The organism is Parasynechococcus marenigrum WH 8102 (genome assembly GCF_000195975.1).
Lineage (GTDB): Bacteria > Cyanobacteriota > Cyanobacteriia > PCC-6307 > Cyanobiaceae > Parasynechococcus > Parasynechococcus marisnigri.
Map to the genome: position 1 here is coordinate 1957409 of NC_005070.1, position 24893 is coordinate 1982301.

Here is a 24893-nt window from a genome sequence, read left to right on the forward strand (position 1 = left end):
CGACAGCTTGTGGGGATGGGAGAAGCTCGCCGACGGTCGGCCCAAGGCCTGCCACCACGCCAACCCAAGAAGGATGCGTCCCCGAAGGACACCTCCCCACGGATCGTGTCCTGGATCCCCCTGACCCGGAATCAAGCCCAGCAGTTTGTGGCGGTCACCACCCGTGGGGCCTGGATCGGCATCGGCGCCATGGTCGTGTTTTGGGTGACGGTGCGTTTCATCGGACCTGCCGCGGGCTGGTGGACCCTGGCGGACACCCCCTGAAACCCCTCCCGGACAGGGACACACAGAAGCTGAAGAAAACCTTTAACCTGGGTTTTACTTAGGACTCAGGCATGTTCCCCCGTCTCGCCGAGCACTACCGCTCTGTGGTTCAGGATCTCGTGATGAGCCTGCAAGCCCTGGCTTCCGGCCTGAAAGCCTGCGGCATTACCGCCAGTTGCTACTCCTGCGGTGATGGCGAGGATGCCCATGGCGCGTCGTTCGTCTCCGACCTCGGCGATGGCCACGTGGTGCGTTTCCTCGTGTCCGATTTCGGTATCAGCTGGGTGGAGTCCCGCAACGGCCACGAGCTGGTGAAGCTGGAAGGCGCCGAAGCCATCCAGGAACTGCAGCGGATGACCGAAATGCTGCACCAACGCCGGGGTGCGGACAGCACAGCAACTCAACTGTCCGCTCCATCCGCGGCCTGAGTCAGGCCGCCGCCTCATCCGCAGTGGCCTTCGGCGCCGCGGCCGCCGCCGTGCGAGCTGCTGCTGCAAGCGGTTTCATCGAGTTGGCCTTCACTTCAGATCCCTCGGTGAGCTTCTGACGCACCAGCTGCTCGATGGTGATGGCGGCTTCAGGGTTCTCTTCCATCCAGGTGATGGTGTTGTCCCGACCCTGGCCGATGTTGTCGCCCTCGTAGCTGTACCAGGCCCCCTTGCGGATCACCACACCGGTTTCTTCCGCCAGATCCAGCAGACAACCGAGGGTGCTGATGCCGCGGCCGAACAGGATGTCGAACTCAGCGATGCGGAACGGCGGAGCCACCTTGTTCTTGGCGACCTTGACCTTCGCCCGGATCCCGAATTCCTCCGTTCCTTTCTTCAGCGTCTGGATCCGACGGATGTCCAGTCGAACGGAGGCATAGAACTTGAGCGCATTACCACCTGTGGTGGTTTCAGGGTTGCCGTAGGTGACGCCGATCTTGAGGCGCAACTGGTTGAGGAAGATCACGGTGCAACCGGACTTGCCGATGTTGCCGGTGATCTTCCGCATCGCCTGACTCATCAGACGAGCCTGACTTCCAACCGCCAGATCTCCCATCTCACCTTCGATCTCAGCCCGCGGCGTCAGGGCGGCCACCGAGTCGATCACAACGATGTCAACTGCCGCTGAGCGCACCAATTGATCGACGATCTCCAGCGCCATCTCGCCGGTATCCGGCTGGGACACGAGCAGATTTTCCACATCCACGCCGAGGGAGGCGGCGTAAACCGGATCGAGGGCATGCTCAGCGTCGACGAAGGCGGCCACACCGCCGCGCTTCTGCACTTCTGCGATGGCATGCAGGGTGAGGGTCGTCTTACCGGAGCTCTCCGGTCCGTAGATCTCAACCACACGCCCCTTGGGATAGCCACCGCCGAGGGCCAGATCAAGGGTGAGGGCACCGGTGGAGATGGTTTCCACCCGCATCCGGGAGGCATCACCAAGGCGCATGATCGACCCCTTGCCGAAGTTGCGCTCGATCTGGCCAAGCACCAGATTCAGCGCCTTGTCACGCTCGCCGGAGGAACGGGGATCGGAACCGGAGGCGGCGGATTTCATCTCTGCAGGCATGGAAGCAACCTGAAACTAAGGAACGAGAGATCCAATGCCACAGAAGCGCCGAATCGTCTCAGGTAGTACAGGCGTACGCTAACGGATCAGGGCCATTGCGCCAGGGGGGTCGCCAGTCGATCCTGGTCAATCAGCTGGATTCCTCGCGGGAGATCCTCGCGATCAGAAGGCTTGAGATATCCCCAGCTCGCCAGCCAGCACGGCAGCGACTGGAGACCATCGGTGTCTCGCACCGTCTCGAGGGTGGCACGGCGGTCCTCGACAAAACCTGCCAGCACCCGTTCACGCTGGAGTCTCAGCAGCACCTCTGGCTTGGGACCGGCCTCCCGTCCATCCAGCCGCCAGGGCCTGAGCCCAAGGCTCTCCAGCAACTCAGCGGTGAACGCTGCCGTCTTGGTGGTGAGCACGGCCCAATCCACGCCCTCCTCCTGGAACGCCTGCAATCGATCCACGAGTCCGGGAAAGGGTTGATGCAAGCCAAGCCAGGCCGCACGATCCGAGCTGACCGCCTGCTGCCGCGTCTGGTCCAGGGCCTCCTGCAGTAGAGATGCGGACCAGCCGCGCCGCTGCAGGGCCATGTCCTGCTCAGTCGCGTAATCCACGACCCAACGCTCGGGATCGAGCTGAGGCATTTCAGCGGCCAGCAACACCATCTCCCAGCCGTGATGGACCCAGGGACGTAACCGCCGGAAACCCTGCGGCACCGCATCAGAACCAAGCCCCTGGGGCTCTGCATTGAGCCGCTGGGCTGCCATCCAGGCACTCCACCAGTACTCGGCCATGCCATCGACGATCACACCGTCAAAGTCGAAGACCAGGAGGGGTTGTGCCGTCATGACGGAGAAACTGGGCCGCTAGGATTCGAACCTAGGAATGGCGAGACCAAAACCCGCTGCCTTACCGCTTGGCGACGGCCCAATGATCCGGTCGGCTCCGTAATCGGACGCGTTCCGGTTAGAGAATAGTTACCCACATCAGGCTCACCTTCGTCAATCCACCGTTGCCTGGTCAGGGGGGGAACACACGCAATCGGCATTGTTCGGCCTGTCCGAAGACATCACTACGCAGCCGGTAACGCTCCACAAGATCGGCCTGCATCCGGCGCACCCGCTCGGATCGCGGCAATAGTTCCACGGGCCGGCCCTGCGGCATCACCACCTGCTCCACGGCCAGCCGACACTCCTCCAGGCCCGCCAGTTCGTCGTCCTGGCCGTCCCCGGAAACAGGACCTGGCTCCTCCTGATCCATGCCCTCGCGCCGACTGAGCAACCGTTCCAGCGCACGCTCCACCTGGGGCAGTGTGTCGGCCTTGATCACCAGGATCGGCACCTTCAGCTCACGGGCCTGCCGCCGTAGCGACGGCTGACGCCCCAGTCCCTGACGGATGCTCAACACCACATCCGCATCGGAGAGATCCTCCACCACCTGCACGGGCCATCCATGGCGCCGGGTCGACTCCTCCACCAGTTGCGGTGTGATCCCGCAACAGAGCACCTGGAGGTCGTCGCTGGCGGGATCGACCTCCTCCTCTGGGTCGGGTAACGGCGGTTCAGCGGGCGGTGGCATCGGCACAGCCGCCAAAGCCGGCCGGCTCTGCAGCCCAGGCTGTGCGAGCAGGCGAGGACGCCGCTCGTCCGGTGGATCCACCAACCGAACAGCGCCGTCGGCCGCCAGCTCCCGCTCCTGGATCCGGGGCGGCAGGCCGCGCAGCAACTGGTCCACCGTGGAGGCCACATCCGTATGCACCGCCCAGCGCTGACGACTGTGCATCTCCACCGCCACAGGAAACGTGGGCTCGGCAGCACGCTCGAGCACCGTCTTCTGACTGCGCCGTCGCCGGGCTTCATCGTCCCCGAGGGTCACCGACTGAATGCCGCCCACCAGATCGCTGAGGGTGGGGTTCTTGATCAGATTGGCCAGGGCATTGCCATGGGCCGTGGCCACCAGCATCACGCCCCGTTCGGCAATCGTGCGGGCCGCCTGGGCCTCCAGCTCCGTCCCGATCTCGTCGATGACGATGACCTCGGGCATGTGGTTTTCCACCGCCTCGATCATCACCTGATGCTGTTGTTCAGGCCTGGCCACCTGCATCCGACGGGCCCGACCGATGGCGGGATGGGGGATGTCGCCGTCACCGGCGATCTCGTTGCTGGTGTCAATCACCACGACCCGGCGTTGCAAGTCATCCGCCAGCACGCGAGCAATCTCACGCAAGGCGGTGGTCTTTCCGACGCCTGGGCGCCCCATCAGCAGCAGGGACTGACCACCATCCAGCAAATCCCGAACCAGGGCCACGGTGCCGAAGACCGCACGACCGACCCTGCAGGTCAGGCCGACCACATCCCCCCGGCGATTGCGGATGGCGCTGATCCGATGCAGAGTCCGCTCGATTCCGGCGCGATTGTCTGCACCGAAGCAACCCAGCCGGGCCACCATGGCGTCCAGGTCGTCGCGGGTGAGGGCAACCTCACCAAGGGCCAAGGCCTGGCCGGGGTAACGCGCCTCAGGGACACGTCCCAGATCCAGCACCACCTCCAGCAGCTGGTCCCGGCGCTCCGGAGGGCGAAGAGCGTCGCGCACCGGATCGGGGAGCAGAGCCAATAACCGCTCGAGATCGTCTGTGATCCGTTGTGTGGTCATCACGGCATCCCCCGGACCCGCTTCTAGCAGGGGCGTTCCATCCCTGGCCGTCGCCGCCATGGCTCCACCAAAGACCGGGCCAGGTTCAGCCCAGCCCGCCAGCCCTCGGGCCAGTAACGCAGAGACGTGCCCTGGGCCTGCGCCTCGTGAATCAAGGGCATCAGCAGACGACGAGCCATCCCCCCGAAGGCGACGCCTGCAGGGCGCTCCTCAGGACGTAACAGCTGCACGGTGCTGGCATTGGTGCCGCCGGCCAGCTGCAGCGGTCCGGGCGGCGCCAGCGGCTGCATCCAGCGCCACAGCTGCACCGCGACCCGGGCCGTTCCGGCTCCCACATCACCACTCATCGGGCGTCCATCCAGCTGCCAGAGCGGGCTGAATCCCCAACGGCGCAGGCTGCTGTGTCGTTGCCACAGCTCCTGGCCAAGGGCAGCGGGAGTCAGCGCATGGCCCTCCAACCCGCAACTGACGGCCAAACGCTGCAGCGGCACTCCGGCGACGGCCAGCTGCGCCAACAGGGTGTCAAAGGCCTCACCCCGTCCCGGAGCGGTGTGCACTTCCACCGCATCGGGGCGCATCGACGCCAGCAGCTCAGCGATCGCGTCGGAGCTGAGGCGGTGGTCACGCTCCTCGATCAGACCGAGCGGACAGCTGGGTAGACAGCGACCACAGCCATAGCAACGGCGCTCATCCACCGCTCCCACCGCTGCGATCGCCTCCGCTGGGCAGACCCGCTGGCACGGTCGCGGACAGTCGGCCGGACAACGGGCGGGATCAAACCAGGCCTTGCGGAAATGGGCGTCACTGCCATCGCTGACGCTCACCATCAGCCATGGCCGTGCCGTGCCGATCTGGTCGAGCCACTGCAAGCCTTGAAGAGCTGCTCTCACCACGGCCGGATCGGCGGCAACATCGACGCAATCAATGCCGGCTGCTCCGTACACAGCACAGAGATCCGCTATCGCAGGCAGGTCCTGGTTGCTGGCACCGCAAATCAACTTGACCCAGTGGCCACGACGCAGAGCGTCGTGAGGACTCAGCTGGCCAGCAGGCCGCTCATCGGCTGCCATCGCAGGCTCCTGGCTCCACCCATCTCCACGATGATGCGCAGGCGCGGTTCGCGACTGCAGAGATCGCAGAGAGAGCGCAGTTCTGATTGCGAGAGCACTTGCCCCTCAAGAAGCCAAAGCGCCACCTGGGCGTCACCATCGAGCAGATCACCCAGCTGCGGCACGACCTCCTGGACCTCACCGACAGCAGCACCACGACCGACGCTTTGATGTCCCAGATGTGGGGGACGGATGCCGTGCTTCTGCGTCAGGAACACCTCCGGATCGCCCAGGCCACGGGCTGACCAGAGTCGAGTGCGGTAGCCGGCACCGCGCAACCGTCGCAACAACCTGGTTTCGGCACCGCCTTCCAAAGGCGCATGAACGGCCAGACAACCATGGGCTTCGAGATCACGGCGGAATGTCCGGCCGGTGAGAAGCAGAGGCATGGCTGCAGGATGGCTTGTCGAGAGTCTGGCAGCCAAAGGCAAGAGCAGGGAAGGGAGGTCTGACGCTGCTGTATGTTCTTAGTTTGTTCTGCGTTTCTGTGCCCGTCCGCTAGCCGGGCCTCCAGTCGGCAGAACAGACCCCGCGATTGCGCAGGGTCCTCAGGCCAGTGCGGGTCCTCCGATCCGCCGGGAAACTTCCAGAGCACTTCGTGCACAGGTCAGTCCCAGCCTCGCTGAATCGACCGCTAGCCCCATTCGAGAGACGTTCCTTCCGGGATCCTTCGCTCGAACCACGTCTGCGTCCAACCGATCAGCACGCCATGCCCCATCCGGGTCACCGGGTGGTGCTAGTCCCGCTGGCGCTTCCTCCCCACTCATGTCAATCGGCATTCTCGGGAAGAAGCTGGGCATGTCCCAGTTCTTCGACGAGCAGGGCAGAGCCGTCCCCGTCACCTTGATCGAGGCCGGTCCCTGCCGCATCACCCAACTCAAAAGCAGCGACACCGATGGCTATGCCGCGGTGCAGATCGGCTTTGGCGACACCCGCGAAAAGCTGATCAACAAGCCTGCCAAGGGTCACCTCAACAAAACCGGTGAAACCCTCCTCCGCCACCTGCGTGAATACCGCGTTGATGGCCTGGACGGTTTCGAACTGGGCGGATCGATCACCGTCGGTGATTTCGAAGCCGGCCAGAAGGTTGATGTCAGCGGTGACACGATCGGCCGTGGTTTCTCCGGTTATCAGAAACGCCACGGTTTCAGCCGTGGACCGATGACCCACGGTTCCAAGAACCACCGCGAGCCCGGTTCGATCGGACCCGGCACCACGCCTGGTCGCATCTACCCCGGCAAGCGCATGGCCGGTCGCTACGGCGGCAAGAAGATCACTACCCGCGGCCTGACCATCCTCAAGGTGGACAGCGAGCGCAACCTACTGGTGGTGAAAGGGTCGGTCCCCGGCAAGCCGGGCGCCCTGCTGAACATCCGACCCGCCCTGCGGGTGGGTGCCAAGCCCGCCAAAGGAGGACAGTGATGGCTGACTGCGTGATTCGCGACTGGCAGGGGAAGGAAGCCGGCAAGGCGACCCTCGATCTGAAAGTGGCCAAGGAGACCACGGCCAACGACCTGATGCACCGTGCGGTTCTGCGCCAGCAGGCCCACGCCCGTCAGGGAACCGCTTCCACCCTCACCCGATCCGAGGTGCGCGGTGGTGGCCGTAAGCCTTACAAGCAGAAGGGAACCGGCCGAGCCCGTCAGGGTTCGATCCGCACACCTCTGCGCCCCGGCGGCGGCATCGTCTTCGGGCCGAAGCCCCGCACCTACAACCTTGCGATGAACCGCAAGGAACGTCGTCTGGCCCTGCGCACCGCGCTCATGGCCCGCGTTGAAGACGTAACGGTGGTGAAGGACTTCGGCACGAGCCTCGAAGCCCCCAAGACCAAGGAGATCACGGACGCCCTCGGCCGGCTTGGCATCGCTGCCGACGCCAAGGTGCTGATTGTGCTCACCGAGCCTTCCGATGTGGTGCGCCGCTCCGTGCGCAACCTCGAAAAGGTGAAGCTGATCGCCGCCAATCAGCTCAACGTCTTCGATCTGCTCCACGCCAACGCCCTGGTGCTCGGCGAGGACGCCCTTGCAACCATCCAGGAGGTCTACGGCGATGACTGAGCGTTTCCAGGGCCGCCTGGCTGACGTGATCCGTCGGCCGCTGATCACCGAGAAGGCCACCCGGGCCCTCGAGTTCAACCAGTACACCTTCGAGGTGGACCACCGCGCCGCAAAACCCGACATCAAGGCCGCTATCGAGCAGCTCTTCGATGTGAAGGTGACCGGCATCAGCACCATGAATCCCCCCCGTCGCACGCGTCGGATGGGTCGCTTCGCCGGCAAACGAGCCCAGGTGAAGAAAGCCGTGGTGCGCCTGGCGGAGGGCAACTCGATCCAACTCTTCCCTGAGTCCTGAGGGGTCTGAATCGTCATGGCAATCCGTAACTTCCGCCCCTACACCCCCGGTACCAGAACCCGGGTGGTCACCGACTTCAGTGAGGTCACCGGCCGCAAGCCGGAACGGTCCCTGGTGGTGTCCAAACACCGCCGCAAGGGCCGCAACAACCGTGGTGTGATCACCTGCCGCCATCGCGGTGGCGGTCACAAACGGCTGTACCGCGTGGTGGACTTCCGCCGTAACAAGCACGGCATCACCGCCAAGGTGGCTGCCATCCACTACGACCCCCATCGCAACGCCCGTCTGGCGCTGCTCTTCTACGCCGACGGCGAGAAGCGCTACATCCTTGCCCCGGCAGGGGTTCAGGTGGGGCAGACCGTGGTCTCCGGACCCGACGCCCCGATCGAGAACGGCAACGCCATGCCGCTGTCGGCCGTGCCCCTGGGTTCCAGCGTTCACTGCGTTGAGCTCTATGCCGGCCGCGGTGGCCAGATGGTCCGCACCGCTGGTGCCAGCGCTCAGGTTATGGCCAAAGAAGGCGACTACGTCGCCCTCAAGCTGCCTTCCACCGAGGTGCGCCTGGTCCGCCGTGAGTGCTACGCCACCCTCGGTGAAGTGGGCAACTCAGAAGTCCGCAACACCAGCCTTGGCAAGGCCGGTCGTCGCCGCTGGCTGGGGCGTCGTCCCCAGGTTCGAGGCAGTGTGATGAACCCCTGCGACCACCCCCACGGTGGTGGTGAGGGTCGGGCACCGATTGGCCGCTCAGGCCCGGTGACCCCTTGGGGCAAACCCGCCCTCGGTCTCAAGACCCGCAAGCGGAACAAGCCCAGCAACCGATACGTGCTCCGGAAGCGTCGCAAGACCTCCAAGCGGAGCCGTGGCGGACGCGATTCCTGATGCCAACCATCGTTTTGCCGCTTGCTTAAACCGCTATGGGACGTTCACTCAAAAAAGGTCCGTTTATTGCCGACAGCCTGCTTCGCAAGGTTGAAAAGCAGAACGACACCGATGACAAGTCCGTGATCAAGACCTGGTCTCGGGCCTCCACGATCCTGCCGATGATGATCGGCCACACGATTGCCGTTCACAACGGCAAGTCCCACGTGCCGGTGTTCATCACCGAGCAGATGGTGGGTCACAAGCTGGGGGAGTTCGCTCCCACCCGCACCTTCAAGGGCCACATCAAAGACAAGAAAGGAGGCCGCTGACGCCATGACCACGTCATCCACCACGGCCCCGATCGCACAGGCCCACGGACGCTTCATCCGGGGCTCCGTGTCGAAGGTGCGCCGTGTTCTCGATCAGATCCGAGGTCGCACCTACCGCGACGCCCTGATCATGCTCGAGTTCATGCCGTATCGCTCCACCGGACCGATCACCAAGGTGCTCCGGTCCGCTGTGGCCAATGCCGAGCACAACCTGGGTCTTGATCCCGCCTCCCTGGTGATCTCCAGTGCCAGTGCCGACATGGGACCGTCCATGAAGCGCTACCGCCCCCGGGCTCAGGGTCGCGCTTTCCAGATCAAGAAGCAGACCTGCCACATCAGCATTGCTGTGGCGGCTCAGCCCGATTCCTGACCCCCGAGGACTCCGACCCAATGGGACACAAGATCAACCCAACCGGTCTGCGCCTGGGGATCACCCAGGAACACCGGTCACGCTGGTACGCCTCCAGCAAGAGTTATCCGGCCCTCCTTCAGGAGGACGATCGGATTCGCAAGTTCATTCACAAGAAATACGGTTCTGCCGGCATCAGCGATGTGCTGATCGCCCGCAAGGCCGATCAACTCGAAGTGGAGCTCAAAACCGCACGCCCCGGCGTGCTGGTGGGCCGCCAGGGCAGCGGAATCGAGGAACTCCGTTCCGGAATCCAGAAGACGGTCGGCGATCGGAGCCGCCAGGTTCGGATCAATGTCGTCGAAGTGGAGCGCGTTGACGGTGACGCCTTCCTGCTGGCTGAGTACATCGCCCAGCAACTGGAAAAACGTGTGGCGTTCCGCCGCACCATCCGCATGGCCGTCCAGCGCGCCCAACGCGCTGGTGTTCTCGGCCTGAAGATCCAGGTGTCCGGCCGCCTCAACGGCGCCGAGATCGCCCGGACCGAGTGGACCCGAGAAGGTCGCGTTCCCCTGCACACCCTGCGGGCGGACATCGATTACGCCACCAAGGTGGCCAGCACGACCTACGGCGTGCTGGGCATCAAGGTGTGGGTCTTCAAGGGTGAAGTGCTGGGCGACGAAGCCCCGCTGATACCGGTGGGGGCTTCCCCTCGCCGCCGGGCCAGCCGTCGGCCCCAACAGTTCGAAGACCGCTCCAACGAGGGTTGAACAGGAGGCCTGAACCATGCTGAGTCCAAAACGCGTCAAATTCCGGAAAATGCAGCGAGGCCGCATGCGCGGCGTCGCCACCCGGGGCAACACCATCGCCTTCGGTGAATTCGCACTGCAGGCCCAGGAATGCGGCTGGATCACCTCGCGCCAGATCGAGGCCAGCCGTCGCGCCATGACCCGCTACGTCAAGCGTGGCGGCAAGATCTGGATCCGGATCTTCCCGGACAAATCGATCACCATGCGCGCCGCCGAAACCCGGATGGGTTCCGGTAAGGGCAACCCAGAATTCTGGGTGGCGGTGATCAAGCCAGGTCGCATCCTCTTTGAGATGGGCGGTGCCGAAATCACCCCCGAAATCGCCAAGGAGGCCATGCGTCTGGCGCAGTACAAGCTGCCCGTGAAGACCAAGTTCATCGCTCTTGATGAACAGCAGAAGCAATCGGCTGCGGAAGCACCGGCTGCTGCTGAAGCCGTCAACGTGGAGTCCTGACCATGGCCCGTCCCAACGCCGCTGAGGTCCGCCAGCTGTCCGATACGGACATCACTGAACAGATCAATGGTCTTCGCCGCGAACTGTTTCAGCTCCGCTTCCAGCAGGCCACCCGCCAACTGGCCAATACGCACCGTTTCAAAGAGGTCCGCATCAAGCTGGCCCAGCTGATGACGGTGCAATCGGAGCGTCAGCGCTCCGCCGCGTCCTGATCACCCTCTCTGTACCCATGGCAGTCAAGGAAAGGGTCGGCACCGTCGTCAGCGACAAGATGGAAAAAACGGTGGTTGTGGCGGTGGAAAGCCGCTTCCCCCATCCCATCTATCAAAAGACGGTCAGCCGCACCACCCGTTACAAAGCCCACGACGAAGACAACTCCTGTCGCGTCGGAGACCGTGTTCGCATCACGGAAACCCGTCCGATGAGCCGGCACAAGCGCTGGGCCATCGCCGAGGTCCTGAGCCACAGCCCAAAAGCTGACAAATCAGCCGGAAGCACTGCTCCAGCACCTGAGGCTGCGGCCAAGGAGGTGAGCGAATGATCCAGCAGGAGAGCTATCTGAGCGTCGCCGACAACAGCGGCGCCAAGCGCATCCAGTGCATCCGTGTGCTGGGCACCAACCGTCGCTACGCCCATGTGGGCGATGTAATCGTCGCTGCCGTGAAGGACGCCATGCCCAACATGGGTGTGAAGAAGTCCGATGTGGTGAAAGCCGTGGTGGTTCGCACCAAGGCAACCCTCCGTCGCGACACCGGTAACTCCATTCGGTTCGACGACAACGCAGCGGTGATCATCAACGCTGACAACAACCCCAAAGGCACCCGCGTCTTCGGACCGGTGGCCCGTGAATTGCGCGAGCGCAACTTCACGAAAATCGTGTCCCTCGCTCCGGAGGTGATCTGACATGGCCACCGCAACCAGCAAGGCCAAGCCCAGCGATCGCATCAAGATGCGCATCCGCAAAGGCGACACCGTTCAGGTGATCGCCGGCAAGGACAAGGGCAAAACCGGCGAGGTGCTGCGCACCCTGCCCAACGAGAACCGCTTAATCGTGGAGGGCGTCAACATGCGCACCCGCCACGAGAAGCCCACCCAGGAAGGTGAGACCGGACGCATCGTCAACGAGGAAGCATCCCTGCATGCCTCCAACGTGATGCTCTATTCCACCGCCAAGAAGGTGGCGAGCCGCGTCGAGATCGTCGTCGAAAAGGACGGCAGCAAGAAGCGCAAGCTCAAGAAAACCGGTGAAGTCCTCGACTGAACCCGACTTCTGACCAAGCCCAGAAGCACCCCACACCCCCCATGTCACTCAAGAAGCGCTACCGGGAGACCATTCAGCCCAAGCTGCAGAAGGATCTCTCCCTCACCAACATCCACGAAGTCCCCAAGGTGGTGAAAGTCACCGTCAACCGGGGCCTCGGCGAAGCCGCAGCCAACGCCAAGTCCCTCGAGGCCTCGGTGAACGAGCTGGCACAGATCACCGGTCAGAAAGTGGTCGTCACCCGTGCCAAGAAGGCCATTGCCGCCTTCAAAATTCGCCAGGGCATGCCGATCGGTTGTGCCGTCACCCTGCGCGGTGACCGGATGTATGCGTTCCTGGAGCGCCTGATCAACCTGGCGCTGCCCCGCATCCGCGACTTCCGCGGGGTGAGCCCGAAGAGCTTTGACGGGCGCGGCAACTACACCCTGGGGGTGCGGGAGCAGATCATTTTTCCTGAGATCTCCTTCGACAAGATCGATGCCATTCGTGGCATGGACATCACCATCGTGACCACCGCCCGTTCAGACGAAGAGGGCCGGGCCCTCCTCCGCGAGATGGGAATGCCGTTCCAGAGCAACTGAGCCCTCCCCGTCGACACCTATGGCCAACCACGACCCCATTTCCGACATGCTCACCCGCATTCGCAATGCGAGTGAAAAGCGTCACGAGACCACCAAGATCCCTGCATCCCGCATGACCCGCAGCATCGCCAAGGTGCTGCAGCAGGAGGGCTTCATCTCCGAGATCAGCGAACAGGGCGAAGGCGTGCGCACCGAACTGGTGCTCTCCCTTAAGTACAGCGGCAAGCACCGGCTGCCCACCATCCGCTCCATGCAGCGGGTGAGCAAGCCAGGTCTGCGCATTTACAAGAACACCCGTGGCCTGCCCAAGGTCCTCGGCGGTCTTGGCGTTGCGATCATCTCCACCTCCAAGGGTGTGATGAGTGATCGCGATGCCCGCCGCGAGGGCGTCGGGGGCGAGGTGCTCTGTTACGTCTACTGATCCGGAGCTCAACCATGTCACGCATCGGCAAAAATCCTGTTCCTGTACCCGACAAGGTGACCGTCTCCCTCGACGGCCTCACCGTGAAGGTCAAGGGACCGAAGGGCGAACTGGAACGCACCCTTCCTGACGGCGTCAGCGTCAGCCAAGACAACAACTGCATCGTGGTGGCTCCATCCACCAGCAAGCGCTTCTCCCGCGAACGCCACGGCCTGTGCCGCACCCTCGTCGCCAACATGATCGAGGGCGTCAACAACGGCTACAGCAAGAGCCTCGAAATTGTGGGCGTGGGTTCGAGGGCCCAGGTCAAAGGCAAGACCCTGGTGGTCAGCGCCGGCTACAGCCACCCCGTTGAAATGGAGCCGCCTGAGGGCATCACCTTCAAGGTGGAAAACAACACCAAGGTGATCGTCTCCGGAATCGACAAGGAACTGGTGGGCAACGAGGCCGCCAAAGTCCGCGCCATTCGCCCGCCCGAGCCTTACAAGGGCAAGGGCATCAAGTACGAGGGCGAGCGCATCATGCGCAAGGCGGGCAAGTCCGGCAAGAAATAAGCCTTGTCCTGACGTTCCTCTCCCTTACCCACCATGTCCAAACTGTCCCGCAAACAGCAGACGCAGAAACGCCACCGGCGCCTGCGTCGCCACCTCACCGGCACCTCCGACCGTCCGCGGCTGGCGGTGTTCCGCTCCAACAATCACATCTACGCCCAGGTCATCGACGACGACGCTCAGAGCACCCTGTGCTCGGCTTCGACCGTCGACAAAGAGCTGCGTGCCGGCCTTGAGGCCAACGGCGGCAGCTGTGATGCATCCGTCGCCGTTGGCGAACTGGTCGCCAAGCGCGCCATCGCCAAGGGGATCCAAAGCGTGGTCTTCGACCGTGGCGGCAACCTGTACCACGGCCGGATCAAGGCCTTAGCCGATGCCGCCCGGGAAGCGGGCCTTCAGTTCTGATTCCTGCTTACCCATGACAGATTCCTCTCCCCAGTCCAACCCCAACGCGGTGCCAGGCGCCGCCGATGTCCCCGCAGCCGCGGAGGGCCAGCAACAGGAACAGCGTCGCGGCGGTGGCCGTGGTGAACGTGGCGACCGCCGTGGCGGACGCCGCGGTGATCGACGAAATCAGGAGCGCGACTCCGAATGGCAGGAGCGCGTGGTACAGATCCGCCGCGTCTCCAAGACCGTCAAGGGCGGCAAGAAGATGAGCTTCCGGGCCATCGTCGTTGTCGGCAACGAGAAAGGCCAAGTCGGCGTCGGTGTCGGCAAGGCCGGTGATGTGATCGGTGCTGTCCGCAAGGGCGTCGCCGATGGCAAGAAGCACCTGGTCAAGGTGCCGCTAACCCGTCACAACTCGATCCCGACCCTCTCCAATGGCCGTGACGGTGCCGCCAGCGTGCTGATCCGTCCCGCCGCACCCGGTACCGGTGTGATTGCGGGCGGCTCGATCCGCACCGTGCTCGAGCTGGCCGGCATCAAGAATGTCCTGGCCAAGCGTCTGGGCAGCAAGACCCCCCTCAACAACGCCCGGGCTGCCATGGTGGCCCTGTCGCTTCTCCGCACCCACAAGGAGACGGCCAAGGAACGGGGAATCTCCCTCGAACAGATCTACTCCTGATTCGCGATGACGACTCTCCGACTCGAATCCCTCAAAGCCAACAAGGGCGCCCGTCGCCGCAAATTGCGCAAGGGCCGCGGCATCGCCGCCGGCCAGGGCGCCAGCTGCGGCTTCGGCATGCGTGGCCAGAAATCCCGCTCTGGCCGTCCCACGCGCCCAGGTTTTGAGGGTGGCCAGATGCCGCTCTACCGCCGGGTGCCGAAGCTCAAGCACTTCCCCCTGGTCAACCCCAAGCACTTCACGGTGCTCAACGTCTCGGCTCTCAACAGCCTCAAGGACGGCAGCACCGTGAACCTGGATTCCCTCGTCAAAGATGGGGTTGTCACCAGTCCGAAGCATCCCCTGAAGATTCTCGGCAACGGTGATCTGACCGCCAAGAAGCTGACGGTTCAGGCCGCTGCCTTCACTGCATCAGCCCGCACCAAAATCGAAGCCGCCGGCGGCAGCTGCGAAACCCTCGACTGATCCGGCCGGGTTCACCGTCCGTCAGCCCTAAGGTCTGAGCCGTCCGCTGGATGTCAATCCACGGGCGGCTTTTCTGCATTCAGCCCACCCATTCCTCCTGTCCATGCTCGTCAGTCGGGGCCGCAATCCCAACGCCGCCGAAGTCATCAGCCAGCTGATCGGCAACTCGGGCCTGCGCAATCGAGTGCTCACCACCCTGAGCCTGTTGCTTCTGGTGCGTCTCGGCATCTACATCCCCATCCCAGGGATCGACCGCGAGGCCTTTGCCAGCTTCATCGAGCAGGGCGGCTCCCTGCTGGGTTTCCTCGACATCTTCACCGGCGGGGGCATCTCGACCCTCGGCGTGTTCGCGCTTGGAATCCTGCCGTTCATCAACGCCTCGATCATCCTGCAGCTCCTGACGGCATCCCTGCCACAGCTGGAGGATCTGCAGAAGAACGAGGGGGAAGCCGGTCGGCGCAAGATTGCCCAGATCACGCGCTACGTCGCCCTGGGCTGGGGCCTGATCCAAAGCGTCGTCTTCGCCATGATCCTGCGCCAGTACGCCCTGGAAGGGATCAGCGAGGTGGTGTTCGTGGTCCAGACCGCGCTGTGTCTGGTCACCGGATCAATGGTGGTGATGTGGCTGAGCGAGGTGATCACCGAACGGGGCATCGGCCAGGGGGCATCGCTGGTGATCTTCCTGAACATTGTGGGAACGCTGCCCCGCACCCTTGGCGCCACGATCGAGGCGGCCCAGACCGGTGACCGCAACACCGTTCTGGGCATCGTCGTTCTGGTGCTGGTCTTCCTCGTCACCATCGTCGGCATCATCTTTGTGCAGGAGGGTGCACGGCGCATCCCCATCGTCAGTGCCAAACGTCAGGTCGGGGGTGCCGGTGTCGGGGTTCTGCCCACCCGTCAGAGCTATCTGCCGTTGAAGCTCAATGCCGGCGGCGTCATGCCGATCATTTTCGCTTCAGCGGTGATCTTCCTCCCGGTCACGATTGCCAACTTCACCAATAACGAGTGGTTGATCCGGGGAGCCAGCCTGCTGAATCCTGGCGCCGCCAACCCATGGCCCTATGCCCTGGCCTTCTTTGCTCTGATCCTCGGATTCGCCTACTTCTACGCATCACTGACCGTGAACCCAACCGATATCGCCTCCAATTTGAAAAAGGGCGGCGTTGCGATCCCGGGGGTGCGTCCTGGCAGTGCCACCGCCACCTATCTCTCCGGAGTTCAGAACCGGCTCACCCTCCTGGGCGGCCTGTTCTTGGGAAGCGTCGCGATCATCCCCGCAGCGGTGGAGCGCGCCACCAATGTGCAGACCTTCCAGGGCCTGGGTGCCACCTCACTGCTGATCCTTGTGGGTGTGGCCATCGACACAGCCAAACAGGTGCAGACCTACGTGATCTCCCAGCGCTACGAAGGCCTGGTGCGTCAGTGATCAACAGCGGCAGCAAGCCCCTGTTTCCTTTTTTGTTCTCCATCCGCACACACCAATGAAATCCCGTCTCCTCTTCCTTGGCCCCCCTGGAGCAGGAAAGGGCACCCAGGCAGCGCGCCTGTGCAACGCCAACGGCATGAGCCACCTCTCCACCGGTGATTTGTTGCGATCTGAAGTCGCAGCCGGCACAGCCCTGGGCCAGGAGGCCGAAGCAGTGATGAACCGTGGGGAACTGGTCAGCGATGCCCTGGTGCTGGCGATCGTGGAAAGCCAGTTGAAGGGATTGTCCAGCGGAGGTTGGCTCCTGGACGGGTTTCCCCGCACCGTCCCCCAGGCTGACGCCCTTGAACCGCTGCTCGACGAACTCAAGCAACCGATCGAAGCCGTTGTGTTGCTAGAGCTGGACGATGCCGTGCTGATCGAGCGTCTGCTCGCCCGTGGCCGCGACGACGACAATGAAGCGGTCATCCGCAATCGTCTGGAGGTCTACCGGGAGAAGACCTCACCCCTGATCAGCTTCTATCGTGACAAAGGCCTGCTGGTGTCGGTGGAAGCGAACGGCTCCGTGGAGGAGATCACTCAGCGGATTACCAAGGTCCTGAGTTGACCGGCGTGGTAGGGTTGCCGTTTGGAAATTTGGAGAGCCACGCCTCATGAAGGTGCGCGCTTCAGTCAAGAAAATGTGCGACAAGTGCCGGGTGATCCGTCGCCACGGCCGGGTCATGGTGATCTGCACCAACCCGAAGCACAAGCAGCGCCAGGGCTGACATCCAGCCCACGTCAGACCTGAGCGGATCTTCGAATCCCTGCTTCCGGCCTGCACAGCAACATTCACCGCCTCCACAGCAATGGAGGCCATTGTCCCTCTCATTTGAATCTTCGTGGCACGGATCGCCGGCGTTGACATTCCCCGCGACAAGCGGGTTGAAGTGTCCCTCACCTACATCTATGGAGTCGGCCCGACCCGGGCTCGCACCATCCTGGCTCAGACCGGTGTGAGCCCCGACATCCGGGTCAAGGATCTGGAGGATGGTGACCTTCAGAAACTGCGCAACGCCGCCGACGATTTCACCCTCGAGGGCGATCTGCGCCGACAGGAAGGCATGGCCCTGAAGCGCCTGCAAGACATCGGCTGCGTGCGCGGACGTCGTCATCGCATGAGCTTGCCCGTCCGTGGCCAGCGCACACGGACCAATGCCCGTACCCGTCGGGGCGCGCGCAAAACCGTGGCCGGCAAGAAGAAGTAAGCCCCCCCTCGTCCTTTACACGACCGTTCCCGGCCCATGGCCAAACCCGCCAAGAAAACAGGCCCCAAGAAGGCCAAACGCAACGTCCCGAACGGCGTTGCCCACATCCAGAGCACCTTCAACAACACGATCGTGTCGATCACCGACACGTCTGGCGAAGTCATCTCCTGGTCATCCGCTGGTGCCAGCGGCTTCAAGGGTGCTCGCAAAGGCACGCCCTTCGCTGCCCAGACGGCTGCAGAAGCAGCGGCACGTCGAGCACTTGATCAAGGCATGCGCCAGATCGAAGTGCTGGTGAAGGGTCCTGGATCCGGTCGTGAGACCGCAATTCGTGCCTTGCAGGTGGCTGGTCTTGAGATCACCCTGATCAGAGACGTCACTCCGCTGCCCCACAACGGTTGCCGGCGGCCCAAGCGCCGTCGCGTCTGAATCGCATCATTTCCCGGTTTACGCCCCTTACCCCGCATCAGACAGTGCTGCAATACCAGATTGACCGCATCGAGCATCAGGTGGAAGAGGATCGCTCCCAGAGTGGAGTGTTCCTCATCGGTCCCCTTGAGCGGGGTCAGGCGACCACCCTGGGCAACGCCCTGCGACGCGTCCTCATGGGCGGCCTCGAAGGCAGTGCCGTCACCGCCATTCGGATCGCTGGTGTCAACCACGAGTACGCCACTGTCCCCGGTGTGCGTGAGGACGTTCTCGACATCCTTCTGAACTGTAAGGAGCTCTCCGTAAACAGCCGGTCGCCTGAGCTCGAGATCGGTCGTCTTGTTGTGGCTGGTCCCGCTGAGGTGACCGCCAAAGACCTGCAGTTCTCCTCCCAGGTTGAGGTGGTAGACGGCAATCGTTCCATCGCCACCGTGGCCGATGGTTACAGCCTCGAGCTTGAGGTCCACGTGGAACGCGGCGTGGGTTACCGACCTGTGGATCGCCACAGCGAGGACACCAGCGCCATCGACCTGCTTCAGATCGATGCGGTGTTCATGCCGGTGATCCGGGTGAATTTCACCATCGATGAAACCGCCGTCGCCGAGGGGGGATCCGCCCGAGAGCGTCTGCGAATGGAGATCGTCACCGACGGCTCCATCACCCCCGATGACGCTCTGGCTCAATCAGCCAACTATCTGATTGAGTTGTTCCAACCTCTCGCCACGGTGACCCTCGTGGAGGAGCCGGGGATCGAACCCGAGCCCTCTGCAGAAGCCCAGATCCCGCTGGAGGAACTCAACCTTTCCGTGCGGGCTTACAACTGCCTCAAGCGTGCCCAGGTCAACTCCGTGTCCGACCTGATGGGTTTCAGCTACGAGGATCTGCTGGAGATCAAGAACTTCGGTTCCAAATCAGCCGACGAAGTGATCGAAGCCCTCGAACGCATCGGTATCTCCATCCCCCAGAGCCGCACCTCTGCCTGAGATCGGCCTGCCTGACAACTTTCCCGACATCCGTCTCCGACAGAACCATGCGTCACCAATGCCGAGTACCCCAGCTGGGTCGCCCCGCTGACCAGCGCAAGGCGATGCTGCGCGCACTGACAACCCAGCTGATCCGCGAAGGTCGGGTGACCACCACCAAGGCCCGTGCCAAGGCCCTGCGTGACGAGGCCGAGCGGATGATCACCCTCGCCAAAGACGGCAGCCTCGCGTCCCGTCGTCGCGCCCTTGGCTACATCTACGACAAGCAGTTGGTGCACGCTCTGTTCGACAAGGCCCCCGACCGCTACAGCGACCGCAAGGGTGGTTACACCCGCATCACCCGCACCGTCCCCCGTCGTGGTGACAATGCCGAGATGGCGATCATCGAACTGGTCTGATTTCTGCCCCCTGCGTCAAATCTGACGTTTGAGCTCCGAACCCTCTTCTGCAGCCCCTGAGTCCACGATCCCCCGCCGGATCGCCCTCAGCCTGCAGTACGAGGGTTCCGCCTTTTGCGGCTGGCAGCGTCAACGCAACGGCAACAGTGTGCAGGCCCAGCTAGAGGCGGCGATCGAGCAGCTGGATCCATACCGCCCGATCCAGACCTTCGCCGCGGGACGAACCGATACCGGCGTCCATGCTGCTGGCCAGGTGGTGCATTTCGACTGTGGGGACAGGATCCCCCCTGCCAAATGGGCACCGGCCCTGAACGGACGGCTGCCATTCACGATCCGGGTAAGGGAGTCAGTGCTGCGGCCCAAGGATTGGCATGCCTGCTATTCGGCCACCTACCGGCGCTATCGCTACACCATTCACAACGGGCGGCGACCCAACCTGTTCCTCGCCCCATGGAGCTGGCACCGCTACCAACTCCGATTGGATGAGTCCCGCATGCGGGATGCCCTCAACGGCATGCTGGGTCTTCACGACTTCAGTGCTTTCATGCGGGCTGGAAGTCGTCGGGCCCATGCCAGAACCACCGTTCAGGAGGTGGACTTAGTGCGCCAGGGCGACATGGTGCGGGTTGAGATCCAGGCCAGTGGTTTCCTTTACGGCATGGTTCGCCTGCTGATAGCTCAGCTGGTGGCGGTGGGCGAGCACCGTCTATCCGTCCAGGATTTCGAGCAGCGCTGGCGTCAACGCCGGCGCCACGAGGTCCGGGAAGCAGCTCCAGGCCATGGGCTATGCCTGCTCAGAGCTGGTTATGAGCAAGAAATCTTCACCAGAGCTGGCTGGTACGATTGTCAACCGTGGTTTTTTCTGGCGGAGAGTGATCCACCACCGGATCCTCCGCCTCTGCCGGAAGCAAGCGGATCTGAACTCTGAAGACCGCTCTTCTCATTAGAAAAAGGGTCCGTCAAAGAGTAAGCTCGATCTTTGAGCTCCCGTCAGGTCCTTCTCTGGACCAGACCATCCCTGACCAGCTTCGCCATCTCGGCTGAGCAATTCCGAACCGGCATGCCGGCGCGATGAACAAGACCTCCCTTCCTCAGATTGATTCTCTCGAACGCCAGTGGTATCTGGTGGACGCTGAGAACAAGACCCTCGGTCGCCTGGCCACCGAGGTTGCCGCCGTTCTGCGCGGCAAGAACAACCCGAGCTTCACTCCCCATTTGGACACCGGCGATTTCGTCGTGGTAGTGAATGCCGAGAAGATCCGGGTGAGTGGCAGCAAGCCCACTCAGAAGCTGTATCGCCGTCACTCCGGGCGTCCCGGCGGCATGAAGACCGAAACCTTCGAGGCGCTGCAGGACCGCATTCCCGAGCGAATCGTTGAAAAAGCGATCAAGGGCATGCTTCCCCACAACGCCCTGGGCCGTCAGATGTTCCGCAAGCTCAAGGTGTACAAGGGCAGCGAGCATCCCCATGCCGCCCAGAAGCCTCAGCCTCTTCAGCTCAACCCCTCTGCATCCGCCCAATGAGCAGCAATTCCGTCGTCTACTGGGGCACTGGTCGCCGCAAGACATCCGTCGCCCGTGTGCGCCTCGTCCCCGGCAACGGCACGATCACCATCAATGGTCGTCCCGGTGACAACTATTTGAACTACAACCCCGCCTACATCGCAGCGGTGAAAGCTCCCCTCGAGACCCTTGGTCTCGGTACGGAATACGACATCCTGGTGAATGTCCACGGAGGCGGGCTCACCGGTCAGTCCGGTGCCATCAAGCAAGGTGCGGCCCGTGCTCTCTGTGAGTTGTCAGCTGACAACCGCAAGCCCCTCAAGACCGAAGGCCACCTGAGCCGCGACCCGCGTGCCAAGGAACGCCGCAAGTACGGTCTCAAGAAAGCTCGTAAGGCTCCTCAGTTCTCCAAGCGCTGATTTTCATCCCATGCCCAAGCCCGATATCCACCCCACCTGGTATCCCGACGCCAAGGTGATCTGCAATGGCGAAGTCGTGATGACCACCGGCTCCACCCAGCCGGAGATTCACGTCGACGTCTGGAGTGGCAACCACCCCTTCTTCACAGGAACCCAGAAGATTCTCGACACCGAGGGTCGCGTCGATCGCTTCATGAAGAAGTACGGCATGGGCCAGAAGAAATCCGGCGACAAAGCCAAGGCTGAGGCCAAGGCGGACGCCAAATCCTGACGTCAGCGCGGGGCATGGACGCCTCGACCCTTCTCGCGCGGCTTGAGGCCGCCACAGCCAGCTTCCGAAACCTCGAGCGGCAGCTGGCTGACCCAGATGTGGCCGCAGACCCCACGCGGCTTGAAAAAATTGCGCGTGAACGGGCTCGGCTCGAGCCGTTGGTGCTCGACTTCGAGGAGCTGCAAGTTCTGGAAGGGGAACAAAAGCAATCCCGCGAGCTGCTGAAGGAATGCCGCGGCGATGCCGCGATGGAGGAGCTGGCCCAGGACGATTTAGCCAGCCTCAACCGACGCCACGCCGAGCTCACCGAAAAACTCACGGTGGCCTTGCTGCCTCGCGACCCCCGCGATGAACGCAGCGTCATGTTGGAGATCCGTGCCGGAGCCGGAGGCGATGAAGCCTGCATCTGGGCCGGCGATCTGGCGCGGATGTACGAGCGCTACAGCCAGAAGCTCGGCTGGAACGTGCAACCCATCAGCAGCAATGAAGCCGATCTGGGGGGGTTCCGGGAACTGATCCTGTCGGTGAAAGGCGACAGCGTGTTCAGTCAGCTCAAGTTCGAAGCCGGTGTGCATCGGGTGCAGCGGGTCCCCGCCACCGAATCCCAGGGTCGGGTCCACACCTCCACGGCCACGGTGGCCGTGATGCCGGAAGCCGATGCGGTGGAGGTGCAGCTGGACCCCAAGGATCTGGAGATCAGCACCGCCCGTTCTGGTGGCGCCGGTGGTCAGAACGTCAACAAGGTGGAAACCGCCGTAGACCTGCTGCACAAACCCAGCGGCATCCGTGTGTTCTGCACCCAGGAGCGCTCTCAGCTGCAGAACCGGGAACGGGCTCTGGAAATCCTGCGAGCCAAACTGCTGGAACAGGAGCAACGGGAGGCGGCGGCCCGGGAAAGCAGCGACCGTCGCGCCCAGGTGGGCAGCGGTGATCGCAGCGAAAAAATCCGCACATACAACTACAAAGACAACCGCACCACCGATCACCGGCTGGGCAGAAATTTTTCACTCGATCCGGTGCTGGATGGTCAGCTTGAGGATTTGATCGGCGCCTGCATCGCAGAAGAACAGCGGCAGAAACTGGAAGCCCTCAGCCAACAGAACGAGGACTGAACTCAGCTCAGGCTCCGATCACGTATTTGGCCCATTCGCTGTGACGGCCGGAATGGATCTGGCGGGTGGCCTCAAAACTGAGGCTGCTCAGCGGACGGCGCGGCACCCGCATCAGCGGCATGTCCGCCTCCTTCGGGGTGCGATTGCCCTTTCGCACATTGCAGCTCAGACAAGCGGTGGTCACGTTTTCCCAGGTGTCACCCCCACCTCGGCTGCGGGGCACCACATGGTCGATTGACAGCGGTTCGTTGCGGCAGCCGCAGTACTGACAACTGTGGTTATCGCGATGAAACAGGTTGCGTCGGGTCAGCGGCAACTGACGGAAAGGCACCCGGACGTATTGGCGCAAACGAATGACGGTCGGGAGGTGAGTACCACGCCGGATCTCTCGGGTGGAATCCTGCTCGAGACTCTCAGCCTTGCCCTTGAGCATCATCACCATGGCGCGCCGCCAGGTAGTGATATTCAGCGGCTCGTAGGACGCATTGAGAACGAGAACCTGGCCCATGCCAGCTCCCTGAATACGAGGCATGCTATCGATTCCACCAAGCCCCCCTTGGTAACGCTGAGCACCAAAGCCTCATGTCGGAGCTAAGTCCACGCCAGCGCGCCTGGGTGGAGGTCTACCCCACGGCCATTGAGGCCAACTGCCGACTGCTGTGCCGTCAACTTGTCACCGGCTGCCAGCTGATGGCCGTGGTGAAAGCCGACGGCTATGGCCACGGCGCCGTGACCGTGGCGAGGGCTTCCCTACGCGGCGGGGCATCCAGCCTTGGGGTGGCAACCCTTCAGGAAGGCCTGGAACTGCGGGATGCAGGCATCGAGGCGCCGGTTCTGATCCTCAGCGCCCTGCCAAGCCCGGAGGATCTCCGCCACTGCCTGGAGCAGCGGCTGATGCCGACCCTGAGCAGCCTGGATGAAGCGAACACGGCCGCTGCGGTGGCTGCTGAACGAGGAAACGAGCGCTTTCCTGTGCAGCTGAAACTCGATACAGGGATGGCCAGGCTCGGTGGCGAATGGCAGGAGGGAGCCCAGCTGGTGCAGTCCATCCGCACCCTGCCTCAGCTGGAACTAGTAGGCCTATACAGCCATCTCGCCTGTGCGGATGAGCTTGGCGATCAACTCACCCACCTGCAGCTGCAGCGCTTTCGATCCGTCATTGAAGCCCTGCCGGATGGCGGCAGCGGCCTGTGCTGCCATCTGGCCAATTCCGCCGGAACCCTGCAGGATCCCCGTTTGCATCTGGACATGGTGCGCGTTGGCCTCGCCTTGTACGGACAATCCCCAGCTGACCACCTCGGCCTCGATTTAGCACTACAGCCTGCCTTGGCGGTGAAGGCACGCGTCAGCCTTATTCGGGAGGTGCCGAGCGGTAGCGGCGTCAGCTACGGCCATCGCTTTGTCACCAGTCGTCCGTCACGCCTGGCGGTGATCGCCATCGGTTATGCCGACGGCGTGGTCCGCGCACTGAGCGGCCGCATTGACGTCCTGCATCGTGGTCGCCGGGTGCCGCAGGTGGGCAATATCACCATGGACCAGATCATCCTCGACGCCACCGATGTCGAGGAGCTGACGGTGGGAGACAACGTCACGCTGCTGGGGCAAGACGGAGATGACTGCATCCGTCCCCAGGACTGGAGCGCTCGCTGCGGCTCGATCCCCTGGGAGATTCTCTGTGGTTTCAAACACCGCCTGCCGCGGGTCGAGATCTGACTGACCGTCCAACGCTTGGTACTCTGGTGGAGCCTCTGGAGAGGTGGCTGAGTGGTTGAAAGCGGCTCCCTGCTAAGGAGTTACAGGAGGCAACTTCTGTCGAGGGTTCGAATCCCTCCCTCTCCGTTTCAAGGTCTTCCCTGACCTTCCCATTTCTTCCCAAATCCACTGGGGTACAACGGGTCTTGCGAATTTGAGTTCCCAGGAATTCCCACTAATTCTCCTGATTTGCCTCTGAATTGGGGTAGGAATTGGGGTAGGAAAAACTTGACTGGGGTAGGAAGATATCTGTGAGGTCGGAATCCCTGAGATGCCTCTTA

Annotated in this window: 39 protein-coding genes and 2 tRNA genes; 34 read left to right on the forward strand and 7 right to left on the reverse strand. The window is 63.0% G+C overall.

The window, feature by feature from the left end; all coding sequences use genetic code 11:
- The first annotated feature begins 15 nt into the window (after window positions 1–15).
- Together TX72_RS10345 and TX72_RS10350 are read left to right on the forward strand one after the other, a co-directional pair.
- A complete protein-coding gene (locus TX72_RS10345; protein ID WP_011128918.1) occupies window positions 16–264 on the forward strand; it encodes a DUF2839 domain-containing protein in 249 nt (82 codons plus the stop codon).
- A 71-nt stretch (window positions 265–335) separates the two neighbouring features.
- Window positions 336–692: a DUF1815 family protein gene (locus tag TX72_RS10350; RefSeq protein ID WP_011128919.1), complete on the forward strand. Its 357-nt coding sequence runs from the start codon at window positions 336–338 to the stop codon at window positions 690–692.
- Window position 693: 1 nt separating this feature from the next.
- On the opposite strand, the gene recA is transcribed toward TX72_RS10350, so the two are convergent.
- From recA to ndhN, 6 genes are all read right to left on the reverse strand, one after another.
- Window positions 694–1821 carry a recombinase RecA gene (gene recA, locus TX72_RS10355; RefSeq protein ID WP_011128920.1) on the reverse strand — a complete coding sequence of 376 codons (1128 nt, stop codon included), beginning with the start codon at window positions 1819–1821 and terminating at the stop codon, window positions 694–696.
- 86 nt (window positions 1822–1907) lie between these two features.
- Entirely contained in the window at window positions 1908–2657 is a 750-nt protein-coding gene (locus TX72_RS10360; protein ID WP_011128921.1) for an HAD family hydrolase, read from the reverse strand.
- Between the two features lie 10 nt (window positions 2658–2667).
- Window positions 2668–2739, reverse strand: a tRNA-Gln gene (locus TX72_RS10365).
- A gap of 90 nt (window positions 2740–2829) precedes the next feature.
- Window positions 2830–4461 carry an AAA ATPase domain-containing protein gene (locus tag TX72_RS10370; RefSeq protein WP_011128922.1) on the reverse strand — a complete coding sequence of 544 codons (1632 nt, stop codon included), beginning with the start codon at window positions 4459–4461 and terminating at the stop codon, window positions 2830–2832.
- Window positions 4462–4484: 23 nt separating this feature from the next.
- Window positions 4485–5531, reverse strand: a complete 1047-nt coding sequence (locus TX72_RS10375) for a Light dependent period protein LdpA domain-containing protein (RefSeq protein ID WP_011128923.1) — start codon at window positions 5529–5531, stop codon at window positions 4485–4487.
- A complete protein-coding gene (gene ndhN, locus TX72_RS10380) occupies window positions 5498–5959 on the reverse strand; it encodes an NAD(P)H-quinone oxidoreductase subunit N (RefSeq protein WP_011128924.1) in 462 nt (153 codons plus the stop codon). Before ndhN ends, TX72_RS10375 begins: the two co-directional genes overlap by 34 nt.
- Window positions 5960–6335: 376 nt before the next feature.
- Here ndhN and rplC point away from each other — a divergent pair, with 376 nt between their 5' ends.
- The 30 genes from rplC to prfA all read left to right on the forward strand — a co-directional run bounded on the left by rplC (window position 6336) and on the right by prfA (window position 22860).
- Window positions 6336–6992 (forward strand): 50S ribosomal protein L3, encoded by a 657-nt coding sequence (gene rplC / locus TX72_RS10385; RefSeq protein ID WP_011128925.1) that lies wholly within the window; start codon window positions 6336–6338, stop codon window positions 6990–6992.
- Complete coding sequence (rplD, locus tag TX72_RS10390) at window positions 6992–7627, forward strand: 50S ribosomal protein L4 (RefSeq protein WP_011128926.1); 636 nt, start codon at window positions 6992–6994, stop codon at window positions 7625–7627. Before rplC ends, rplD begins: the two co-directional genes overlap by 1 nt.
- Window positions 7620–7922, forward strand: coding sequence for a 50S ribosomal protein L23 (locus TX72_RS10395; protein ID WP_011128927.1), 303 nt, complete (start codon window positions 7620–7622; stop codon window positions 7920–7922). The genes rplD and TX72_RS10395 overlap by 8 nt, the downstream gene beginning before the upstream one ends.
- Before the next feature lie 15 nt (window positions 7923–7937).
- A complete protein-coding gene (rplB, locus tag TX72_RS10400; RefSeq protein WP_011128928.1) occupies window positions 7938–8801 on the forward strand; it encodes a 50S ribosomal protein L2 in 864 nt (287 codons plus the stop codon).
- A 35-nt stretch (window positions 8802–8836) separates the two neighbouring features.
- Window positions 8837–9112, forward strand: a complete 276-nt coding sequence (rpsS, locus tag TX72_RS10405) for a 30S ribosomal protein S19 (protein WP_011128929.1) — start codon at window positions 8837–8839, stop codon at window positions 9110–9112.
- Between the two features lie 4 nt (window positions 9113–9116).
- Window positions 9117–9482 (forward strand): 50S ribosomal protein L22, encoded by a 366-nt coding sequence (gene rplV, locus TX72_RS10410; RefSeq protein ID WP_011128930.1) that lies wholly within the window; start codon window positions 9117–9119, stop codon window positions 9480–9482.
- Between the two features lie 20 nt (window positions 9483–9502).
- Complete coding sequence (rpsC, locus tag TX72_RS10415; protein WP_011128931.1) at window positions 9503–10231, forward strand: 30S ribosomal protein S3; 729 nt, start codon at window positions 9503–9505, stop codon at window positions 10229–10231.
- A gap of 16 nt (window positions 10232–10247) precedes the next feature.
- The gene (gene rplP / locus TX72_RS10420; RefSeq protein WP_011128932.1) at window positions 10248–10724 is read left to right on the forward strand and encodes a 50S ribosomal protein L16; all 477 of its coding nucleotides are present in this window, start codon (window positions 10248–10250) and stop codon (window positions 10722–10724) included.
- A gap of 2 nt (window positions 10725–10726) precedes the next feature.
- Complete coding sequence (rpmC, locus tag TX72_RS10425; RefSeq protein WP_011128933.1) at window positions 10727–10936, forward strand: 50S ribosomal protein L29; 210 nt, start codon at window positions 10727–10729, stop codon at window positions 10934–10936.
- A 17-nt stretch (window positions 10937–10953) separates the two neighbouring features.
- On the forward strand, window positions 10954–11265 hold the full coding sequence (gene rpsQ, locus TX72_RS10430; RefSeq protein ID WP_011128934.1) for a 30S ribosomal protein S17: 312 nt from the start codon (window positions 10954–10956) through the stop codon (window positions 11263–11265).
- A complete protein-coding gene (gene rplN / locus TX72_RS10435; protein ID WP_011128935.1) occupies window positions 11262–11627 on the forward strand; it encodes a 50S ribosomal protein L14 in 366 nt (121 codons plus the stop codon). The genes rpsQ and rplN overlap by 4 nt, the downstream gene beginning before the upstream one ends.
- A gap of 1 nt (window position 11628) precedes the next feature.
- Window positions 11629–11985, forward strand: coding sequence for a 50S ribosomal protein L24 (gene rplX, locus TX72_RS10440; RefSeq protein ID WP_011128936.1), 357 nt, complete (start codon window positions 11629–11631; stop codon window positions 11983–11985).
- 41 nt (window positions 11986–12026) lie between these two features.
- Window positions 12027–12566, forward strand: a complete 540-nt coding sequence (rplE, locus tag TX72_RS10445; protein ID WP_011128937.1) for a 50S ribosomal protein L5 — start codon at window positions 12027–12029, stop codon at window positions 12564–12566.
- 19 nt (window positions 12567–12585) lie between these two features.
- Complete coding sequence (gene rpsH / locus TX72_RS10450) at window positions 12586–12987, forward strand: 30S ribosomal protein S8 (protein WP_011128938.1); 402 nt, start codon at window positions 12586–12588, stop codon at window positions 12985–12987.
- A 14-nt stretch (window positions 12988–13001) separates the two neighbouring features.
- Window positions 13002–13541 (forward strand): 50S ribosomal protein L6, encoded by a 540-nt coding sequence (rplF, locus tag TX72_RS10455; RefSeq protein ID WP_011128939.1) that lies wholly within the window; start codon window positions 13002–13004, stop codon window positions 13539–13541.
- Between the two features lie 33 nt (window positions 13542–13574).
- On the forward strand, window positions 13575–13943 hold the full coding sequence (gene rplR, locus TX72_RS10460) for a 50S ribosomal protein L18 (RefSeq protein ID WP_011128940.1): 369 nt from the start codon (window positions 13575–13577) through the stop codon (window positions 13941–13943).
- Window positions 13944–13956: 13 nt separating this feature from the next.
- Entirely contained in the window at window positions 13957–14604 is a 648-nt protein-coding gene (gene rpsE, locus TX72_RS10465; RefSeq protein WP_011128941.1) for a 30S ribosomal protein S5, read from the forward strand.
- A 6-nt stretch (window positions 14605–14610) separates the two neighbouring features.
- Window positions 14611–15069 (forward strand): 50S ribosomal protein L15, encoded by a 459-nt coding sequence (gene rplO, locus TX72_RS10470; protein ID WP_011128942.1) that lies wholly within the window; start codon window positions 14611–14613, stop codon window positions 15067–15069.
- Window positions 15070–15172: 103 nt separating this feature from the next.
- A complete protein-coding gene (secY, locus tag TX72_RS10475) occupies window positions 15173–16498 on the forward strand; it encodes a preprotein translocase subunit SecY (protein ID WP_011128943.1) in 1326 nt (441 codons plus the stop codon).
- Window positions 16499–16553: 55 nt separating this feature from the next.
- Window positions 16554–17105 (forward strand): adenylate kinase, encoded by a 552-nt coding sequence (locus TX72_RS10480; protein WP_011128944.1) that lies wholly within the window; start codon window positions 16554–16556, stop codon window positions 17103–17105.
- Between the two features lie 46 nt (window positions 17106–17151).
- A complete protein-coding gene (gene rpmJ / locus TX72_RS10485) occupies window positions 17152–17265 on the forward strand; it encodes a 50S ribosomal protein L36 (RefSeq protein ID WP_006173336.1) in 114 nt (37 codons plus the stop codon).
- A 114-nt stretch (window positions 17266–17379) separates the two neighbouring features.
- Window positions 17380–17745 (forward strand): 30S ribosomal protein S13, encoded by a 366-nt coding sequence (gene rpsM, locus TX72_RS10490; protein WP_011128945.1) that lies wholly within the window; start codon window positions 17380–17382, stop codon window positions 17743–17745.
- A gap of 36 nt (window positions 17746–17781) precedes the next feature.
- Window positions 17782–18174, forward strand: coding sequence for a 30S ribosomal protein S11 (rpsK, locus tag TX72_RS10495; protein WP_011128946.1), 393 nt, complete (start codon window positions 17782–17784; stop codon window positions 18172–18174).
- Between the two features lie 44 nt (window positions 18175–18218).
- Window positions 18219–19157, forward strand: a complete 939-nt coding sequence (locus TX72_RS10500) for a DNA-directed RNA polymerase subunit alpha (protein WP_011128947.1) — start codon at window positions 18219–18221, stop codon at window positions 19155–19157.
- A 47-nt stretch (window positions 19158–19204) separates the two neighbouring features.
- On the forward strand, window positions 19205–19555 hold the full coding sequence (rplQ, locus tag TX72_RS10505) for a 50S ribosomal protein L17 (protein ID WP_011128948.1): 351 nt from the start codon (window positions 19205–19207) through the stop codon (window positions 19553–19555).
- A gap of 28 nt (window positions 19556–19583) precedes the next feature.
- Window positions 19584–20483, forward strand: a complete 900-nt coding sequence (gene truA / locus TX72_RS10510) for a tRNA pseudouridine(38-40) synthase TruA (RefSeq protein WP_011128949.1) — start codon at window positions 19584–19586, stop codon at window positions 20481–20483.
- Window positions 20484–20626: 143 nt separating this feature from the next.
- Window positions 20627–21079 carry a 50S ribosomal protein L13 gene (gene rplM / locus TX72_RS10515; RefSeq protein ID WP_011128950.1) on the forward strand — a complete coding sequence of 151 codons (453 nt, stop codon included), beginning with the start codon at window positions 20627–20629 and terminating at the stop codon, window positions 21077–21079.
- Window positions 21076–21477: a 30S ribosomal protein S9 gene (rpsI, locus tag TX72_RS10520; RefSeq protein WP_011128951.1), complete on the forward strand. Its 402-nt coding sequence runs from the start codon at window positions 21076–21078 to the stop codon at window positions 21475–21477. Before rplM ends, rpsI begins: the two co-directional genes overlap by 4 nt.
- Window positions 21478–21487: 10 nt before the next feature.
- Window positions 21488–21748, forward strand: a complete 261-nt coding sequence (gene rpmE, locus TX72_RS10525; protein WP_011128952.1) for a 50S ribosomal protein L31 — start codon at window positions 21488–21490, stop codon at window positions 21746–21748.
- A gap of 14 nt (window positions 21749–21762) precedes the next feature.
- A complete protein-coding gene (prfA, locus tag TX72_RS10530) occupies window positions 21763–22860 on the forward strand; it encodes a peptide chain release factor 1 (protein WP_011128953.1) in 1098 nt (365 codons plus the stop codon).
- 7 nt (window positions 22861–22867) lie between these two features.
- Here the strand turns inward: prfA and TX72_RS10535 are convergent, their stop codons facing one another.
- Complete coding sequence (locus TX72_RS10535; RefSeq protein ID WP_011128954.1) at window positions 22868–23368, reverse strand: HNH endonuclease; 501 nt, start codon at window positions 23366–23368, stop codon at window positions 22868–22870.
- A gap of 74 nt (window positions 23369–23442) precedes the next feature.
- On the opposite strand from TX72_RS10535, the gene alr reads away from it, so the two are divergent.
- Window positions 23443–24573: an alanine racemase gene (gene alr / locus TX72_RS10540; protein WP_011128955.1), complete on the forward strand. Its 1131-nt coding sequence runs from the start codon at window positions 23443–23445 to the stop codon at window positions 24571–24573.
- Between the two features lie 37 nt (window positions 24574–24610).
- Window positions 24611–24699: transfer RNA gene (locus TX72_RS10545), tRNA-Ser, on the forward strand.
- Window positions 24700–24893: the final 194 nt, after the last annotated feature.

What these genes read in the sequence shown, in the direction of transcription:
- prfA (WP_011128953.1), top strand. Translation starts at nt 21,763, where the DNA reads ATGGACGCCTCGACCCTTCTCGCGCGGCTTGAGGCCGCCACAGCCAGC.
- TX72_RS10535 (WP_011128954.1), bottom strand. Translation starts at nt 23,368, where the DNA reads ATGGGCCAGGTTCTCGTTCTCAATGCGTCCTACGAGCCGCTGAATATC.
- recA (WP_011128920.1), bottom strand. Translation starts at nt 1,821, where the DNA reads ATGCCTGCAGAGATGAAATCCGCCGCCTCCGGTTCCGATCCCCGTTCC.
- TX72_RS10370 (WP_011128922.1), bottom strand. Translation starts at nt 4,461, where the DNA reads ATGACCACACAACGGATCACAGACGATCTCGAGCGGTTATTGGCTCTG.
- secY (WP_011128943.1), top strand. Translation starts at nt 15,173, where the DNA reads ATGCTCGTCAGTCGGGGCCGCAATCCCAACGCCGCCGAAGTCATCAGC.
- TX72_RS10480 (WP_011128944.1), top strand. Translation starts at nt 16,554, where the DNA reads ATGAAATCCCGTCTCCTCTTCCTTGGCCCCCCTGGAGCAGGAAAGGGC.
- TX72_RS10360 (WP_011128921.1), bottom strand. Translation starts at nt 2,657, where the DNA reads ATGACGGCACAACCCCTCCTGGTCTTCGACTTTGACGGTGTGATCGTC.
- rplR (WP_011128940.1), top strand. Translation starts at nt 13,575, where the DNA reads ATGTCCAAACTGTCCCGCAAACAGCAGACGCAGAAACGCCACCGGCGC.
- alr (WP_011128955.1), top strand. Translation starts at nt 23,443, where the DNA reads ATGTCGGAGCTAAGTCCACGCCAGCGCGCCTGGGTGGAGGTCTACCCC.
- rplO (WP_011128942.1), top strand. Translation starts at nt 14,611, where the DNA reads ATGACGACTCTCCGACTCGAATCCCTCAAAGCCAACAAGGGCGCCCGT.
- TX72_RS10345 (WP_011128918.1), top strand. Translation starts at nt 16, where the DNA reads ATGGGAGAAGCTCGCCGACGGTCGGCCCAAGGCCTGCCACCACGCCAA.
- rpsQ (WP_011128934.1), top strand. Translation starts at nt 10,954, where the DNA reads ATGGCAGTCAAGGAAAGGGTCGGCACCGTCGTCAGCGACAAGATGGAA.
- TX72_RS10375 (WP_011128923.1), bottom strand. Translation starts at nt 5,531, where the DNA reads ATGGCAGCCGATGAGCGGCCTGCTGGCCAGCTGAGTCCTCACGACGCT.
- rpsC (WP_011128931.1), top strand. Translation starts at nt 9,503, where the DNA reads ATGGGACACAAGATCAACCCAACCGGTCTGCGCCTGGGGATCACCCAG.
- rpsS (WP_011128929.1), top strand. Translation starts at nt 8,837, where the DNA reads ATGGGACGTTCACTCAAAAAAGGTCCGTTTATTGCCGACAGCCTGCTT.
- rplP (WP_011128932.1), top strand. Translation starts at nt 10,248, where the DNA reads ATGCTGAGTCCAAAACGCGTCAAATTCCGGAAAATGCAGCGAGGCCGC.
- rpmC (WP_011128933.1), top strand. Translation starts at nt 10,727, where the DNA reads ATGGCCCGTCCCAACGCCGCTGAGGTCCGCCAGCTGTCCGATACGGAC.
- rpsK (WP_011128946.1), top strand. Translation starts at nt 17,782, where the DNA reads ATGGCCAAACCCGCCAAGAAAACAGGCCCCAAGAAGGCCAAACGCAAC.
- rpsI (WP_011128951.1), top strand. Translation starts at nt 21,076, where the DNA reads ATGAGCAGCAATTCCGTCGTCTACTGGGGCACTGGTCGCCGCAAGACA.
- rplB (WP_011128928.1), top strand. Translation starts at nt 7,938, where the DNA reads ATGGCAATCCGTAACTTCCGCCCCTACACCCCCGGTACCAGAACCCGG.
- rpsH (WP_011128938.1), top strand. Translation starts at nt 12,586, where the DNA reads ATGGCCAACCACGACCCCATTTCCGACATGCTCACCCGCATTCGCAAT.
- rplM (WP_011128950.1), top strand. Translation starts at nt 20,627, where the DNA reads ATGAACAAGACCTCCCTTCCTCAGATTGATTCTCTCGAACGCCAGTGG.
- rplC (WP_011128925.1), top strand. Translation starts at nt 6,336, where the DNA reads ATGTCAATCGGCATTCTCGGGAAGAAGCTGGGCATGTCCCAGTTCTTC.
- rpsE (WP_011128941.1), top strand. Translation starts at nt 13,957, where the DNA reads ATGACAGATTCCTCTCCCCAGTCCAACCCCAACGCGGTGCCAGGCGCC.
- rpmJ (WP_006173336.1), top strand. Translation starts at nt 17,152, where the DNA reads ATGAAGGTGCGCGCTTCAGTCAAGAAAATGTGCGACAAGTGCCGGGTG.
- rplN (WP_011128935.1), top strand. Translation starts at nt 11,262, where the DNA reads ATGATCCAGCAGGAGAGCTATCTGAGCGTCGCCGACAACAGCGGCGCC.
- rplF (WP_011128939.1), top strand. Translation starts at nt 13,002, where the DNA reads ATGTCACGCATCGGCAAAAATCCTGTTCCTGTACCCGACAAGGTGACC.
- rplV (WP_011128930.1), top strand. Translation starts at nt 9,117, where the DNA reads ATGACCACGTCATCCACCACGGCCCCGATCGCACAGGCCCACGGACGC.
- rplQ (WP_011128948.1), top strand. Translation starts at nt 19,205, where the DNA reads ATGCGTCACCAATGCCGAGTACCCCAGCTGGGTCGCCCCGCTGACCAG.
- rplX (WP_011128936.1), top strand. Translation starts at nt 11,629, where the DNA reads ATGGCCACCGCAACCAGCAAGGCCAAGCCCAGCGATCGCATCAAGATG.
- TX72_RS10350 (WP_011128919.1), top strand. Translation starts at nt 336, where the DNA reads ATGTTCCCCCGTCTCGCCGAGCACTACCGCTCTGTGGTTCAGGATCTC.
- TX72_RS10395 (WP_011128927.1), top strand. Translation starts at nt 7,620, where the DNA reads ATGACTGAGCGTTTCCAGGGCCGCCTGGCTGACGTGATCCGTCGGCCG.
- rplD (WP_011128926.1), top strand. Translation starts at nt 6,992, where the DNA reads ATGGCTGACTGCGTGATTCGCGACTGGCAGGGGAAGGAAGCCGGCAAG.
- rplE (WP_011128937.1), top strand. Translation starts at nt 12,027, where the DNA reads ATGTCACTCAAGAAGCGCTACCGGGAGACCATTCAGCCCAAGCTGCAG.
- rpmE (WP_011128952.1), top strand. Translation starts at nt 21,488, where the DNA reads ATGCCCAAGCCCGATATCCACCCCACCTGGTATCCCGACGCCAAGGTG.
- ndhN (WP_011128924.1), bottom strand. Translation starts at nt 5,959, where the DNA reads ATGCCTCTGCTTCTCACCGGCCGGACATTCCGCCGTGATCTCGAAGCC.